The sequence below is a fragment of the Oerskovia sp. USHLN155 genome, from assembly GCF_037145535.1.
In the GTDB taxonomy this organism is placed as follows: Bacteria; Actinomycetota; Actinomycetes; order Actinomycetales; family Cellulomonadaceae; genus Oerskovia; species Oerskovia rustica.
In genome coordinates this window covers 119,190-132,901 of the sequence record NZ_JBBCXG010000009.1, presented here as the reverse complement: position 1 = coordinate 132,901, position 13,712 = coordinate 119,190, and the positions used below count along the sequence as shown (strand labels likewise).

The following is a 13,712-nucleotide window of genomic DNA, read 5'->3' as shown; positions in this document are numbered from 1 at the left end:
TCCACCATGACTCCTCAGACGAACCAGACCGAACTGCCCGTGTGGTCCGACCCGACGGTCGGCACCGCGACCCGCGTCAAGGCGCTCATGGCCGAGATGACGCTGCGCGAGAAGGTCGCCCAGCTCTTCGGGGTGTGGGTCGGCGCGTCGGCCGAGGGCGGCGAGGTCGCCCCGCACCAGCACGACATGGAGGACGGCGTCGACCTCGACGCGATCCTGCCCGACGGGCTGGGGCAGCTCACGCGGCCCTTCGGGACCAACCCGGTCGACCCGGCCCTGGGTGCGCTGTCGCTGCTGCGCACGCAGGAGCGCGTGCGCTCGGCGAACCGTTTCGGCATCCCGGCCCTCGCGCACGAGGAGTGCCTCGCGGGCTTCGCCGCGTGGGGTGCGACGGCCTACCCCGTGCCGCTGTCGTGGGGTGCGACGTTCGACCCCGCGCTCGTGCGCCGCATGTCGACGCGGATCGGGCAGGACATGCGCTCGGTCGGCGTGAACCAGGGCCTGGCCCCCGTGCTCGACGTCGTGCGCGACGCCCGCTGGGGCCGTGTCGAGGAGACCATCGGCGAGGACCCGTACCTCGTCGGGACCGTCGCCACGGCCTACGTCCAGGGCCTGGAGTCCGCAGGGATCGTCGCGACGCTCAAGCACTTCGCCGGGTACTCGGCCTCGCGCGGCGGGCGCAACCACGCGCCCGTCTCGATGGGGGCGCGCGAGCGCGCCGACGTCATCCTGCCGCCGTTCGAGATGGCCGTCCGCGAGGGCGGCGTGCGGTCGGTCATGCACGCGTACACCGACACCGACGGCATCCCCTCGGCCGCCGACCGCGACCTCCTCACGGGTCTGCTGCGCGACACGTGGGGCTTCGACGGGACCGTGGTCGCCGACTACTTCGGGATCGCGTTCCTGAAGATCATGCACGGCGTGGCCGGCGACTGGGCCGAGGCCGCCGCGGCGGCGCTCGCGGCCGGGGTCGACGTCGAGCTGCCGACCGTCAAGACGTTCGGCGAGCCGCTCGTCGCGGCCCTCGAGGCCGGGGACGTCGACGTCGCGCTCGTGGACCGCGCACTCGAGCGCGTGCTGCGCCAGAAGGTCGACCTCGGACTGCTCGACGCCGACTGGGACCCCGTCCCCGAGGTGCTGCGCGACGTGCCCGCGGACGTGCTCGCTGCCGTCTCCGGATCGGGTGACGATGCAGCCGTGGCTGCGCTGCGCGGGACCGTCGACCTCGACGGACCCACGAACCGGGCGCTCGCCCGCGATGTCGCCGAGCAGGCCGTGGTCCTGCTCGCGAACGACGGCGTGCTGCCGCTCGGCCCGGACGTGCGCCGCGTCGCGGTCGTGGGCCCCACGGCCGAGGACCCCATGGCCGTGCTCGGCTGCTACTCGTTCCCCGCGCACGTGGGTCTGGCCCACCCCGAGATCCCGCTCGGGCTCTCGCTGCCCACGCTCGCCGAGTCCCTGCGCGCCGAGCTGCCGGGCGTCACGGTCGACGTGCTGCCCGCGATCACGCTCGACGGCACGAGCGACCCGTCCTCGACCGGGGCCGTGAGCACGGCCGAGGTCGCGGCCGCCGACGCCGCAGGCATCGCCGCGGCGGTGCACCTCGCCCGCGAGGCCGACGTCGTCGTGGTCGCCCTGGGCGACCGGGCCGGCCTGTTCGGTCGCGGCACGAGCGGTGAGGGCTGCGACGCCGAGTCGTTGCGCCTGCCCGGCGCCCAGCAGGACCTGCTCGACGCGCTGCTCGCCACAGGTCGCCCCGTGGTCGCGACGATCCTCTCGGGTCGTCCCTACGCGCTCGGCGCGGCCGCGACCCCGGCGCCCGGTGAGCCCGGCGCCGCCGCGATCGTCCAGGCGTTCTTCGCGGGCGAGGAGGGGACCCCCGCGGTCGCGGGCGTCCTGTCGGGGCGCGTGGCGCCGTCGGGCCGGCTGCCCGTGAGCGTGCCCGGGACCGAGGGCGCCCAGCCGACCTCCTACCTGGCCGCGACGCTCGCGCAGGCGACCGACGTGTCGAACATCGACCCGACCGCGGCCTTCGCGTTCGGCCACGGGCTCACCTACACGAGCTTCGACTGGTCGGACCTCGTGGTGAGCGCGACCGAGGCCGCGACCGACGGGGCCTTCGAGGCGTCGTTCGTCGTGCGGAACACGGGCGGGCGCGACGGTGTCGAGGTCGTGCAGCTCTACGCGCACGACCCCGTCGCGTCGGTCGTGCGGCCCGTGCAGCGGCTCGTCGGGTACGTGCGCGTGCCGCTCGCCGCGGGCGCCTCGGCGCGCGTGAGCGCGACCGTGCCCGCCGACGTCCTGTCCTTCACGGGCCGCGACGGGCGCCGGATCGTCGAGCCGGGCGCGATCGAGCTCCGGTTCGGGGCGTCGAGCGCCGACGTGCGGCTCGTGGCCCCGGTGTCGCTCGTGGGCGACGTGCGCGTGGTCGACCACACGCGCGAGCTGCACGCACCGCTCGTGGTGGGCGAGGTCTGAGGTGACCTTCACGAACCCCGTCCTGCCCGGGACGCACCCCGACCCCAGCATCTGCCGGGTCCCCGGGGCCACCCGGGCGGACGGGACCGTCGCACCCGACGACTACTACCTCGTCACCTCGACGTTCGAGTACTTCCCGGGCATGCCGGTCTTCCACAGCCACGACCTCGTGACGTGGACCCAGGTGGGCCACGCGATCCACCGCACCGAGCAGGTGGACCTGTCGACCGTGCCGTCCTCGGGTGGGCTGTACGCCGCGACGATCCGGCACCACGACGGGACGTTCTACGTCGTCACGACGCTCGTCCACACCCAGGGCCAGGGCGGGCACCTCCTCGTGACCGCGACCGACCCCGCCGGACCGTGGTCCGACCCGGTGTGGCTCGAGGGCGACGGGATCGACCCGTCGGTGTTCTTCGACGACTCGACCGGGCGCGTGTGGCTCACCGCGACGCGACTCGCCGACCCGGGGGAGTGGGAGGGGCAGACCGAGGTGTGGCTGCGCGAGCTCGACCTCGCCGCGGGCGCGCTCGTCGGCCCCGAGCACGTCCTGTGGCGCGGCGCGCTGCACGGCGCGGTCTGGGCCGAGGGCCCGCACCTGTACCGGGTCGGCGACCACTACTACCTGCTCGCCTCCGAGGGCGGTACCGAGCACCAGCACGCGGTCTCGGTCGCGCGCGCGGACACCGTCACCGGCCCGTACACGGGCAACCCCGCGAACCCGATCCTCACGCACCGCCACCTGGGCCGGGACTTCCCCGTGGTCGGCGTCGGGCACGCCGACCTCGTGGAGACCGCCGCCGGCGAGTGGTGGACGGTCCTGCTCGGCAGCCGCCCCTACGGCGGCTACTTCCCCAACCTGGGGCGCGAGACGTTCCTCGCCCCTGTCGTCTGGGAGGACGGGTGGCCCGTGGTCGCCCCGGGCGTGGGCCACGTCGCGGGGAGCTTCCCCCGGCCCGACGTCGGAGCGCGGCTTCCGGGGGTGGGCTCGCCTGCCGTGGTGGGCCAGCCTTCCGGGGTGGGTGCCGTCGTCGTGCACGAGACGTTCGACGGGCCCGGCGAAGAGCTCGACCTCGCGTGGAACCAGGTGCGGACCGGGGACCCGTTCTGGTCCCTGACCGAGCGTCCCTGGCACCTGCGGCTCCCGCTGCTGCCCGCGACGCTGTCCGACATTGCGACCCCCGCGTTCCTGGGCCGCCGCCAGCAGCACGCGGACATGGACCTGACCGTGCGCGTCGACGTCGACCCCGCCGGGCCCGACGAGTGGGCCGGGCTCGCGGTGCGCCAGTCCGAGGAGGCGTGGATCGCGGCGGTCGTGACGCGGGCGGCCTCTGGTCCTGGCGGGGCGACGGTCCGGCCGCGGGGCGCGGTGTCCGGCTCCGTGCCGGGCTCCGTGCCGGGCTCGGTGACCGGCGGGCGCGAGGTGCTCGTGGTCGAGCGCTTCGGGGGAGAGGAGGTCGTCGTGGGGCGCGCGGCGCTCGGGCCGCTGGGGCTGGCCGAGGGGCCTGTGGACGTGGTGCTGCACGCCACCGGTCAGGAGTACGCGCTCGGGGTCCGGACGTTGCGTGGCTTCCACGCCGTCGCGACCGTGCACGGCGGGCGGCTCAGCTCGCCCGAGGCGGGCGGGTTCCTGGGCGTGTGGGTCGGTCCGTACGCGACGGGCCGCGGGACGACGACCGCGACGGTCGCGGACGTCGAGTGCGTGGAGTACCGAGGGCGCAGAGCATCTGCAGGCCGCAGGACCCGTGCTAACGCTCGGCCCCGACCGGCAGATCGTCCATGACATCCCCTTGAAGCGATATCCCTTCGAAGGTATGCTCAGTGGGTGCTGATCGACTGGACCGCGGCCTTCGACCGGTACTTCGCCGAACTCGAGAAGCGGGCTGACCAGGGAGACGGTGACGCCCGCGCGGTGCTCGATCTCCTCGTCGCCCAGCTCGGCTACGTGCAAGACCTGGAGACCGAGCCACAGGAAGACACCAAGACGCTCAAGTGGGTGCGCCAGTCGAAGAAGCACCCCGTCTGGCGCCTGTCGCACCCCTACCGGCAAGGCATCGCGCTCCGAACCATCGTCTGGTTCACGCCAGACGGCCGTGCCGTGGTCGCCTTGTTCAGCAACGACAAGGCAGCGATGGGCGACGTCTTCTACGACAGTGTTGGACCACGGGCCGACCAGATCATCGACCAGTGGCTACGAGAGCGGAGTGGTGAACCATGAGTCAGAATCGCATGCGCGACGATTTCGTCCGCGGCAATGACCGCTTGACGGGATATCTACGGACCCCCGAACGTGCCCAGGCCGTCGCAGCGATCCGCAAGGAGATGGACACCGAGGATCGCGCCTACGCCCTCAATCTCGCGGCGATCCGCAAGGCCGCCGATCTCACGCAGAAGCAGCTCGGTGAACGACTGGGAGTCGGACAGAACACGGTCTCGCGCACCGAACGGCGCAGCGACGTCTTGTGGTCCACGCTCGTCGACTATCTCAGCGCAGCAGGCGGATCCGACATCACGCTCGCCGTCACGATCAACGGTCAACGCATAGAGCTCGACCTCGACGCATCACACCACACCCGCAACTAGTCGCCACGCCGCCAGCCCTCGGGGATCGCTGCGGCGCCCCGGGCGCAGGCCGTGATCTCGTGCCAGCGGAACCGGTCGACGAAGGCGCTGACGGACGGGACCTTCACGAGCGCCGAGAACACCGCGAAGCCGACCGCCCCACCGGTGATGTTGGAGATCAGGTCGTTCACGTCCGCGATGTGCCCCCCACCGAGCAGGTGCGCCGTCACGAGCTGGGTGACCTCGATCGTCAGGCTGAGGACCGCGGCCGCCAGCACAACCCTCCCCCATGAGGCCCGGGCTATGAGCAGCGGCACGAGGACGCCGACCGGGACGAAGACCAGGACGTTCATGACCGCGTCGGCGATCTCGTAGTCCACGAAGGGCACGACGGCGAGATGGCTGCCCCAGGGGGCGCTGCTGACGGGCTTGTCGAGGAAGACCGGGAAGATCGTGTTCGCGACGATCCCCGCGACGTAGACCCCGAGCGCGAGGGCGACCGCGGCTCGCGGGACGGAGAACCGCCCGCTGCGGATCAGGGACCACATCAACCCCGCGAACACGGCCGCAGCCAGAGGGACGACGACCGGGAGGACCGGGACCTGGTGGAACACTGACGACCTGCACCTTCTCCGAGACGGGCACGGCGGCTCGTGCCGCGGCTCCACGCAACACTGCCCGCTGGGCCTCGGGCTCGGCATCCGTCCGTGGGCGGATCCGAGGAGACGGCAAGTGCGACCGTCGTCGTCCCCCGGGCGGAGCGTGTGCGCGCGGCGCGGGGATCAGCGGGACGGCACGTCGGGCGGGTCGAGCAGGCGGCGGAGGCGGGTCTTCTTCTCGTTCTCGCGCACGATCCAGGCCACGTCCGGGTCGTCCGAGCCGCGCAGCGCGGCGAAGCGCGCCAGACCGGCTGCCGGGTCGCCCGCGACGGCGACGCTCCAGCAGTACCCGAGGGCCTGGCGCAACGCCCGGACGCCGGGGTCGCGGCGGGCGTCGGACGGGAGCGCGTGGATCGAGGCGGTCGCGGCCGCGCAGGCGTCCAGGGCGGCCGTCGCGGTGGTGGGGGTGCGCAGGAGGCGCGGCTCGCAGATCCCGGCGACCGCGGCGCGGCGGACCATCGGGTCCTGGTCGTCGACCCAGGAAGCCGCGAGCGAGCGGAGGGTCGCGGGCTCGGCGTCACCGATGCGCTGCAGCGCCATCGCGACGGCCTCACGCACGCGCCACGACCCCTCGGCCGCGCGGACGCGCAGCAGGTCGGTGCGTGCACGGGCGGGGACGTCGACGACGAGCCGGCCGAGGCCGACCGTCCCGCAGCAGCGCAGGTACTCGTCGGGGGAGTCGGCCAGGGCGAGCACGAGGCCTGCCGGCGCGACGTCGGCGAACGCGCCGATCAGCTCGAGGTTCGCCCGAGGCCCGGGGAGGCCTGAGCGGGCCGTGAGGTAGGCGCGCACGGCGGCCGGATCATCGTCGAGCGCGCGCAAGGCGGCCCGGTGCTCTTCACGCACGCTCATGACGAGCACGCTAGGGCTCCCGCCCCTGCTGGGGTAGGGCCGAAAGGCCTCCTCGCGCCCGAGGCTCAGGCGCGTGCCGCCTCGTCGGAGGATTCTGGCTCGTGCGACGGCCACCGTCGTGCGGCCCAGATCGCGGCACCGGCCAGGAGGGCGCCGATCGCGGCCCCGATCGAGTTGGTGAGCCAGTCGTTCGTGTCGCACGAGCGCCCCAGTGCGGGGGCCAGCGCCTGCACCAGCTCGACCGCGGCGGAGCCCGCGGCGCCACCGAGGAACGCGACCAGCGGGCGGCGGCTCGCGATCGCGGCGAGCAGGACGGGCGGCACGCAGAGGATCACGTTGGCCATCAGCTCGACGCGGCCGAACGTCGGGAGCGTCCAGGCGACGGCGCACCGTTCGACGATCTCCCGACCGGACGGCACGAGCGTGAGCAGCACGATCGGCACGAGCGAGATCCAGAACAGGGCCCAGATGACGTGAGGGCGCCCGTACAGCCACCTTCCCGCGACCGGGCCGGCGATCACGAGCAGAGCGAGGACCGTCGGGGAGAACCACGGGTACTGGACCAGGAGGGTGGAGATCACGGTGCGAGGACGCTCCAGCTCGGATCGGGCACGGGCGCCCCACCGTAGCCGTATGCGCAACCTGGACGCGCAGGTGCCTCCGTCCCCAGCGCGGCGAGTGAGACCGGGCGCCTTGGAAGGGATCAGCCGTGTTCGGCCTGACGCGTGGGGGGTGCAGGTAGACCGGCACCTCGAGCTCGTCGGTCTGGGTTCTGCAGTGCCTGACAACCGGTCGTCTCTTCGGCATCGGTCACTCTTCGAGGACCAGTGATCATGGGCAGCGGTCTCTGCCAGACTCTCGGCATGCAACCGATCCGCAAGGAACGTCACCTCAGAGCCAGCGCGTGGCTCCTGACTGGTGCGGCCCTCGTCCTGCTCGGTCTCTTCCTCACCACGTGGGAGTCGAACTACCACCTCGGCTCGGTGTGGAACTACATCAATCAGTCGGCTGAGACCGTTGAGCCATGGAGCTCAGCGGCGATCCGTTCCAACATGGAGTACCTCGTAGCGGCTGGCTTGCTCGCGCTGGCTGGGCTCACATGCTTCGTCGTGGGTGGGGTCGACCTCGTCCGGAGGCGTCGCCGAGATTGATGGCTGCGTCGCGCGGCGAGGACGGCCACCATGTGGGTACGGCCGCATCTGCCAGGCTTTCCGCTGTGGGGGACGAGCGAACGTGGAAGTGGTTGCACCAGGTGGCACGTCCGGCGCTTGAGCTGTTCGGGGCCGCGACGCTCGTGCTCGCCCTCGCCGGTGTTCTTCCAGGGTTCATCGTGACCGCGGCCGTCATGGAGTACCAGCAGGAGGCGCCTCGGGCCGCCGCGGTCTCGGCCGAGCTCCTTGCCGGGGAGCGGGAGTTCGCGTTCATGGTGGGCGGGTTCGGCGTTGCGCTGGCGGTGACCGTCGCGTTCCTGGGCTACTGGATTGCGCGCCGGGTGGGCGTGCGATCTCGCATCGCGGCACCCGGGACGGTTGCCCTCTGCGCGGTGACCTGCGCGGCCACGAGCTTGACGGCGCTTCTCCTGGCGATGAGCGAGAGCCGTCTGGCAGCCGGCTGCGCGACCGCAGCGACGCTGCTGCTCCTCGGCGCGCTCGGCACCGTCGGATCGACGCAGGTCCACGCAGCGCTGCGGAGAACGTCCCGCTAGGCGTCGGGCCACGTAAGGTCACTGCGCATGAGCGAGGTCGAGATCACCGCGAGTCTCCTTCGCGACGTTCTGCGCGAACAGCACCCGGACCTGTCCGAGCTGCCGCTTCGCGAGGTGAAGGGCGGCTGGGGCAACCAGATGTGGCGCCTGGGGGACGAGCTCGCTGTGCGCGTCCAGCGCATGGACACCACCCACGACCACCAGCTCAAGGAGCGACGGTGGCTGCCGCTGCTCGCGCCAGACCTGCCGCTGCCCGTTCCCGTCCCTGTCCGGGAGGGCGCACCGTCCGAGCGTCTCCCCAAGATCTGGACGGTCGTGACGTGGGTGCCGGGCCAACCGCTGGACCACGGGTCGATCACGCGCGGCGAGCACGCCGCGGACACGCTGGCGACGTTCCTGCGGTCGCTGCACGTACCGGCGCCCGTCGACGCGCCCGTCGACCCCGCCCGCGGCACGCATCCCCGGGACTGCAAGGACGGCTTCGACCACTTCTTCGGAGCCGTCGACGCCGAGGCGATCGGTCCCGACGCCGACGGTGTCCGGGCGGTCTGGGACGACGCCGTCGCGGCCGCCGCCTGGCAGGGCCCGCCGGTGTGGGTGCACGGCGACCTGCATCCCGCGAACGTCGTCGTCTCGGACGGGACGCTGGCAGGCGTCGTCGACTTCGGTGAGCTGTTCGCCGGCGACCCGGCGTGGGACCTGGCCGCTGCGTGGGTGCTCCTGCCGGCGGGCTCGGCCGAACGCTTCTTCGCCACCTACGCGATCGCGGACGAGGAGACGATCCGACGGTCCCGCGGGCTCGCCGCGCTCAAGAGTCTCTTCCTGATGCTCATGGGCCAGAACGGGGACCGTGGTCTCCCCGGCGGCAAGCCCGGGTGGGGACCCGCGGGACGGGCCGCTCTCGACCGGGTCCTGAGCGAGCATCGGACCCCGTTCCGCGGCTAGGTACCCGGCCGCCTCACGGTGTCGCGAGCGGCTCCTCACGCACGAGAGCGAGATCCCGGCGGACGTAGCGCAGGTGCGCCCACTCCTCCTCCAGGATCACGCGCACGCAGTCTCCGACGGTGGGGTGCCAGTCTTCGCCGCCCCACGGGTCGTCGCGTTCCTCCGCGAGCAGGCCCGGGGTGGCCGTGGCCAGGAACTCGGTCAACTGCCCCTGCCGCTCGGCCCGCACCGCGAGGATCTCCTCGTACGCAGGCGGCTGCGCGCGGAAGATCGACATGTCGAAGCCCATCCGGTCGGCGCCGGTGAAGATCTGCCCGATCTCGTGGAACGGCTGCTGCCTCCGCAGGATCCCGCCGCCGAGCCAGGCGTCGGTCGCCAGGACGAGGTGCCGCAGGGTCTGGGCCAAGGACCACTCGTCCTCCACGTGGGCGTCCACCAGGTCAGGTGGCGTGCCGTCCGCCGTCTCCTGCCACGCGGCCTGCACGGCGACCCACCCCTCGCGCAGCCCCTCGACGGTCTGCGCCTTCTGCAGCTCGCGACCGGGAAACTGCCGGTTGAGCTCGGCGTCCACGTACGGCACCACGTCGACCCCGTTGACGATCAGGCGGCCGAAGAACAGGTCGTGGCTGTCGACGTCGAGGCCGTCCAGGTCGACGCCGCGCATCGTCACACCGCTGACGTCGGAGAACCGCAGGGTGGCGCCCTTGAAGCTGGCCCTGACGAAGGTCGCGCCCTCGAACTCCTTCGTCCCGGAATAGGTCGTCATCGCTCCACCATGACGGACCCGTGGCGGTCCTGCCCGGTGACGACCAGGTCAGCCGACGACCAGCCGCAGCCGGTTCGCCCCGACCCGCACCGTGATCTCCTGGCCCCAGGTCGCGACGAGCCGGTCCGACTCGACGCCGTCGCCGAAGACCACGAGCTGGTCCGACTCGACCGTGAGCCGGAGCTCGCCGCCCGCGTCGAGCAGCCCTTCGGTCAGGTCCGCGCCGGTCGCGGGCGACGGCCACGCCTCGCGCACGAACCAGGCGAGCAGCGGGTCCGTGGGGCTGGGGAGGCGTCGCCCGCCGCGCTCGCGCGCGATCGACGCGCACCAGCCCGTCGCGCCGGCGCCGGTCGCGACGATCACGCCCGACGACGACTGCCGCTCGACCCGGACGGACCCGCGTTCCCCGCCGCGACCACCGGCCGCGCCCCGCTCGCCGCTGCCCCCGCGCGCTCCTCGCCCGCCTCCGGGCCCGTCCGCGGCGATCCGGTACCGCGCCGACTGGTGCGACGGGTGCCCCACGAAGACCTCGTTGAGCGCGGCCAGGTGCTGCCCGTCGTCGAGGTGGGCCACGACCGTCGTGAGGTCCTCGGTCCGCCAGCCGAGGCTGCCGAGGTTCGCGGCGCCGTCGGGCCTGGGGCGGGTAGGACCGGCACTGCCGGGGGTGCTCGCGGCCTTCCCCGCGCGGGTCAGGAGGCGTACGGCCGTGGTGACGTCGAGCCGGACGAGCGCGCCCGCGTTGGTCCCCGGCTCGGGGTCGACGCCCAGCACCGGCTGGTCCGTGAGGTACTTGGCGACGTTCGCGACGAGCCCGTCCTGCCCGACCACGACCACGACGTCCTCGGGGGCCACGAGGAACCGGCCGAGGTCGGCGCGCTCGACGTCGGCCCGCCGCCAGCCCTCGGGGATCGCGGCGACGACCCGGGCGCGGGCCTCGGCCACGGCGTCGTGCCGCTCCTGGACCGCGGCGAGCGTGCGGCCGCGCGTGCGGAGGAAGAACTCGGCCTGACCGCGGGTCGCGTGCCGGTCGAGGAGCTCGTCGAGCTCGGTCCGCCGGTGCACGACGACCACGCGTCGCTGGAGGGGCACGTCAGGCTCCCCGGCCGGCGGTTGCGCCGCCGGTGGCCGGACCGCCCGCGGCTCCCGTGAACGCGGCGAGCGCCCCGCTGAGCAGGTCGGGCGTGATGGTCAGGCTGCCGATCTTGGGCAGCGCCCCGGCGAGGTCGCGCATCGCCACGGCCAGGATGGTCGACCGGTCCATGCCCTCGTAGACGTCCATGACGGTCCGGAACTTGGCGTTGTTCGCCTCGCCGAGCCGGCGGATCTCCTCGGCCTGCGCAGCCGACGTGAGGTCGCGACGCTCGGCCGCGGCCCGGGCCTCGACGAGCGCCGCGGCGGCGGTCTCCTCGGCCTCGCGCCGGAGGTTGGCGCCCTCCTGCGCGACGAGCCTCTCCCGCCGGGTCGCGAGCTCGATCTGGCTCGCGAGCTCGTTCTCCGAGATGGTGCGCTCGCGTTCGACGGCCAGCGCCCGCCGCTCGTACGTCGACCGGTCGGCCTCGGCCTGGACGTGCTCGCGCAACGGGGTCTGCAGGGCGCGCTCGACGTCGCCGTCGGGACGGACCGCGAGCACGTGGACCCCGAGGACCTCGATGCCGGTCGAGGCCAGCCGGGCGTCCGCCCCCAGGGCTCCTACGAGCTGGGCCCGGACCTGGCTCACGCCCTGCTCGAGCGCGGTCGTCAGAGGGACGGCCGCGAGGTGGTCGATCGCGTGGCTCTGCGCGAGCTGGCCGATGATCGTCGCGACCTGGTCGCGGCCCGTGGTCGTCGCGGCGCCGGTGTCGGGGTCGATCCCGAAGTCGAGCCGCTGCGAGACGACGGCCGGGTCCGCGAACCGGTACGTCACGTTGACCTGGACCGTGACGTCCTGGTGGTCGCGCGTCGTGGCGTGGAAGAGGACGGGCAGCTCCTGGTCGCCGACGGGGACCTCGCTGAGGACCGAGGTCCCGGGACGGAACCAGAAGGCCTGGCCGATCCCGCGGTGCGCGACCCGTCCTGCCTTGAGGTGGATCACGGCGCCCGTGGGGCTGCCGAGGAAGTGTCGCAGCCAGGGGTAGCGCTTGATGGTGGCCATGGGAGGCTCCGTCCGTCGTCGTTGTTTGTGTCACTTTGACGATAAGCCAGGATCGTCGTTAGCGTCAACTTGACGATAAGAAGGTAGGGTGGAGGCATGAGCGAGCACCCGGAGACCCCGCCGTCCGCCGCCCGGATCCCCGTCACGGTCGACGTCGTCGCGCTGACGGTCCGCAACGGCACGCTCCAGGTCCTGCTCGTGACGCGGCTCCTCGACCCCTTCCGGGACCGCCTCGCCCTGCCGGGCGGGTTCGTCCTGCCCGACGAGTCCCTGCCGCAGGCCGCCGCCCGCGAGCTCGCCGAGGAGACGGGCGTCGCGGTCCCCGGCCACCTCGAACAGCTCCGCACCTACGGGCCGCTCGGCCGCGACCCGCGCGGCCCCGTGCTGACCGTCGCGCACCTCCTGCTCGCACCCACGTACGGCCTGCCGACCGCGGGCAGCGACGCCGCACAGGTCGACTGGTACCCGGTCGAGGAGGCGCTCGCGGACCCGGAAGGGCTCGCGTTCGACCACCACCGCATCCTGCGCGACGGCGTCGAGCGTGCCCGCGCGAAGCTCGAGTACTCGACGCTCGCGACCGCCTTCTGCGGCCCCGAGTTCACGATCGCGCAGCTCCGAGCGGTCTACGAGGCCGTCTGGGGCACCCGGCTCGACCCCCGCAACTTCCACCGCAAGGCCGTCGGCACCCCGGGGTTCCTCGTCGAGACGGGGGAGTCGACCTCGGGCGGGACGGGCCGGCCCGCCGCGCTCTACCGGCTCGCGCCCGAGGCGGAGCGCTCCGCCGGGCCGCGCGACGTCGTCGGGCAGGACGAGGCGCCCGCCTCCGTGCCCGCCGTGCTGAACCCGCCCCTCATGCGGCCCGCGGGCTGATCCTGCCCTTCCCGGGGTGCTCGCCGGATGCGCCGTGGCGCACCGTCGCTAGCGTGGGAGACGACAGCACGAACCGCTGCTGGAGCGCACGGCACGAGGAGCCCGACGATGAGCGACACGACCGGCACGACCCCGAGCACCACCACTGCCCGCACCGCCGCCACGACCCCGCGCGGCCTGACGACCGTGAGCCTCTGGTCCGACGACGTCCCCGCGGCGGTCGCCTGGTACACCGAGGTGTTCGGCGTCGACCCGTACTACGTCATGCCGCCCGCGCCGGCCCCCGCCGCGTACGTCGAGTTCCGGGTGGGTGACTACCAGCACGAGCTCGGGATCATCGACCGCTCGTACGCGCCCGCAGGGGCCGCGACGGCGCCCGGCGGAGCGGTCGTCTACTGGCACGTCGACGACGTCCGCGCCACCTACGCGCGGCTGCTCGCGCTCGGCGGCACCGAGTACCAGCCGGTCACGCCGCAGGGAGACGGCGGGTTCGTGACCGCGGCCGTCGTGGACCCGTTCGGGAACGTGCTCGGCGTCATGGAGAACCCGCACTACCTCGCAGTGTTGGAGGGACGCGAGGGGTGAGCGCTCACGGGTGGTCGCCGGGCCAGGACCGTCCGGATGTCGAGCCGTTTCCGCCCGTCAGACGGCGCCCACAGAGCACTTTCGAAGGGGCTTCGAACGCCAGATGAACTCCAGGTGAACAGTCGTCGAAGACTCGCCGACTTGGTTCAGACCGCTGTC

15 protein-coding genes are annotated in these 13,712 nt (G+C 73.1%); 9 read left to right on the top strand and 6 right to left on the bottom strand.

All coding sequences use genetic code 11. The annotated features are described in order from the left end of the window. The first annotated feature begins 6 nt into the window (after window positions 1-6). Genes WFH32_RS14370 through WFH32_RS14355 form a run of 4 tightly spaced genes read left to right on the top strand, consistent with a single transcriptional unit; the run spans window position 7 to window position 5,061 of the window. Window positions 7-2,478 (top strand): beta-glucosidase family protein, encoded by a 2,472-nt coding sequence (locus WFH32_RS14370; RefSeq protein WP_336708024.1) that lies wholly within the window; start codon window positions 7-9, stop codon window positions 2,476-2,478. A gap of 1 nt (window position 2,479) precedes the next feature. Next, the gene (locus WFH32_RS14365) at window positions 2,480-4,261 is read left to right on the top strand and encodes a glycoside hydrolase family 43 protein (RefSeq protein ID WP_336708023.1); all 1,782 of its coding nucleotides are present in this window, start codon (window positions 2,480-2,482) and stop codon (window positions 4,259-4,261) included. A gap of 42 nt (window positions 4,262-4,303) precedes the next feature. Then, window positions 4,304-4,696, top strand: coding sequence for a hypothetical protein (locus WFH32_RS14360; RefSeq protein WP_336708021.1), 393 nt, complete (start codon window positions 4,304-4,306; stop codon window positions 4,694-4,696). A gap of 11 nt (window positions 4,697-4,707) precedes the next feature. Then, complete coding sequence (locus WFH32_RS14355) at window positions 4,708-5,061, top strand: helix-turn-helix domain-containing protein (protein WP_191789957.1); 354 nt, start codon at window positions 4,708-4,710, stop codon at window positions 5,059-5,061. On the opposite strand, the gene WFH32_RS14350 is transcribed toward WFH32_RS14355, so the two are convergent. The 3 genes from WFH32_RS14350 to WFH32_RS14340 form a co-directional block, all read right to left on the bottom strand. Next, window positions 5,058-5,654 carry a VanZ family protein gene (locus tag WFH32_RS14350; protein ID WP_336708020.1) on the bottom strand — a complete coding sequence of 199 codons (597 nt, stop codon included), beginning with the start codon at window positions 5,652-5,654 and terminating at the stop codon, window positions 5,058-5,060. The genes WFH32_RS14355 and WFH32_RS14350 overlap by 4 nt on opposite strands. Before the next feature lie 168 nt (window positions 5,655-5,822). Further along, window positions 5,823-6,551, bottom strand: coding sequence for a HEAT repeat domain-containing protein (locus WFH32_RS14345; protein WP_336708018.1), 729 nt, complete (start codon window positions 6,549-6,551; stop codon window positions 5,823-5,825). A gap of 65 nt (window positions 6,552-6,616) precedes the next feature. Further along, window positions 6,617-7,132, bottom strand: a complete 516-nt coding sequence (locus WFH32_RS14340; RefSeq protein WP_336708017.1) for a VanZ family protein — start codon at window positions 7,130-7,132, stop codon at window positions 6,617-6,619. 282 nt (window positions 7,133-7,414) lie between these two features. Between WFH32_RS14340 and WFH32_RS14335 the strand changes: the two genes are divergently transcribed. From WFH32_RS14335 to WFH32_RS14325, 3 genes are all read left to right on the top strand, one after another. Continuing rightward, window positions 7,415-7,702, top strand: a complete 288-nt coding sequence (locus WFH32_RS14335; protein WP_138826798.1) for a hypothetical protein — start codon at window positions 7,415-7,417, stop codon at window positions 7,700-7,702. Window positions 7,703-7,803: 101 nt separating this feature from the next. Then, window positions 7,804-8,256: a hypothetical protein gene (locus WFH32_RS14330; protein ID WP_336708016.1), complete on the top strand. Its 453-nt coding sequence runs from the start codon at window positions 7,804-7,806 to the stop codon at window positions 8,254-8,256. 27 nt (window positions 8,257-8,283) lie between these two features. Next, a complete protein-coding gene (locus tag WFH32_RS14325) occupies window positions 8,284-9,201 on the top strand; it encodes a phosphotransferase (protein WP_336708015.1) in 918 nt (305 codons plus the stop codon). A gap of 13 nt (window positions 9,202-9,214) precedes the next feature. Here the strand turns inward: WFH32_RS14325 and WFH32_RS14320 are convergent, their stop codons facing one another. Genes WFH32_RS14320 through WFH32_RS14310 form a run of 3 tightly spaced genes read right to left on the bottom strand, consistent with a single transcriptional unit; the run spans window position 9,215 to window position 12,098 of the window. Continuing rightward, entirely contained in the window at window positions 9,215-9,967 is a 753-nt protein-coding gene (locus tag WFH32_RS14320) for a DinB family protein (protein WP_336708013.1), read from the bottom strand. A 48-nt stretch (window positions 9,968-10,015) separates the two neighbouring features. Next, the gene (locus WFH32_RS14315; RefSeq protein ID WP_336708011.1) at window positions 10,016-11,056 is read right to left on the bottom strand and encodes a hypothetical protein; all 1,041 of its coding nucleotides are present in this window, start codon (window positions 11,054-11,056) and stop codon (window positions 10,016-10,018) included. Window position 11,057: 1 nt separating this feature from the next. Then, a complete protein-coding gene (locus WFH32_RS14310; RefSeq protein WP_336708009.1) occupies window positions 11,058-12,098 on the bottom strand; it encodes an SPFH domain-containing protein in 1,041 nt (346 codons plus the stop codon). 96 nt (window positions 12,099-12,194) lie between these two features. On the opposite strand from WFH32_RS14310, the gene WFH32_RS14305 reads away from it, so the two are divergent. Together WFH32_RS14305 and WFH32_RS14300 are read left to right on the top strand one after the other, a co-directional pair. Continuing rightward, complete coding sequence (locus tag WFH32_RS14305) at window positions 12,195-12,968, top strand: NUDIX hydrolase (RefSeq protein WP_336708008.1); 774 nt, start codon at window positions 12,195-12,197, stop codon at window positions 12,966-12,968. A 108-nt stretch (window positions 12,969-13,076) separates the two neighbouring features. Beyond that, entirely contained in the window at window positions 13,077-13,553 is a 477-nt protein-coding gene (locus WFH32_RS14300; RefSeq protein ID WP_336708007.1) for a VOC family protein, read from the top strand. Window positions 13,554-13,712: the final 159 nt, after the last annotated feature.

Coding starts and splice junctions, on each gene's coding strand:
- WFH32_RS14370 (WP_336708024.1), top strand. CDS start 7: ATGACTCCTCAGACGAACCAGACCGAACTGCCCGTGTGGTCCGACCCG.
- WFH32_RS14355 (WP_191789957.1), top strand. CDS start 4,708: ATGCGCGACGATTTCGTCCGCGGCAATGACCGCTTGACGGGATATCTA.
- WFH32_RS14345 (WP_336708018.1), bottom strand. CDS start 6,551: ATGAGCGTGCGTGAAGAGCACCGGGCCGCCTTGCGCGCGCTCGACGAT.
- WFH32_RS14335 (WP_138826798.1), top strand. CDS start 7,415: ATGCAACCGATCCGCAAGGAACGTCACCTCAGAGCCAGCGCGTGGCTC.
- WFH32_RS14325 (WP_336708015.1), top strand. CDS start 8,284: ATGAGCGAGGTCGAGATCACCGCGAGTCTCCTTCGCGACGTTCTGCGC.
- WFH32_RS14320 (WP_336708013.1), bottom strand. CDS start 9,967: ATGACGACCTATTCCGGGACGAAGGAGTTCGAGGGCGCGACCTTCGTC.
- WFH32_RS14310 (WP_336708009.1), bottom strand. CDS start 12,098: ATGGCCACCATCAAGCGCTACCCCTGGCTGCGACACTTCCTCGGCAGC.
- WFH32_RS14305 (WP_336708008.1), top strand. CDS start 12,195: ATGAGCGAGCACCCGGAGACCCCGCCGTCCGCCGCCCGGATCCCCGTC.
- WFH32_RS14300 (WP_336708007.1), top strand. CDS start 13,077: ATGAGCGACACGACCGGCACGACCCCGAGCACCACCACTGCCCGCACC.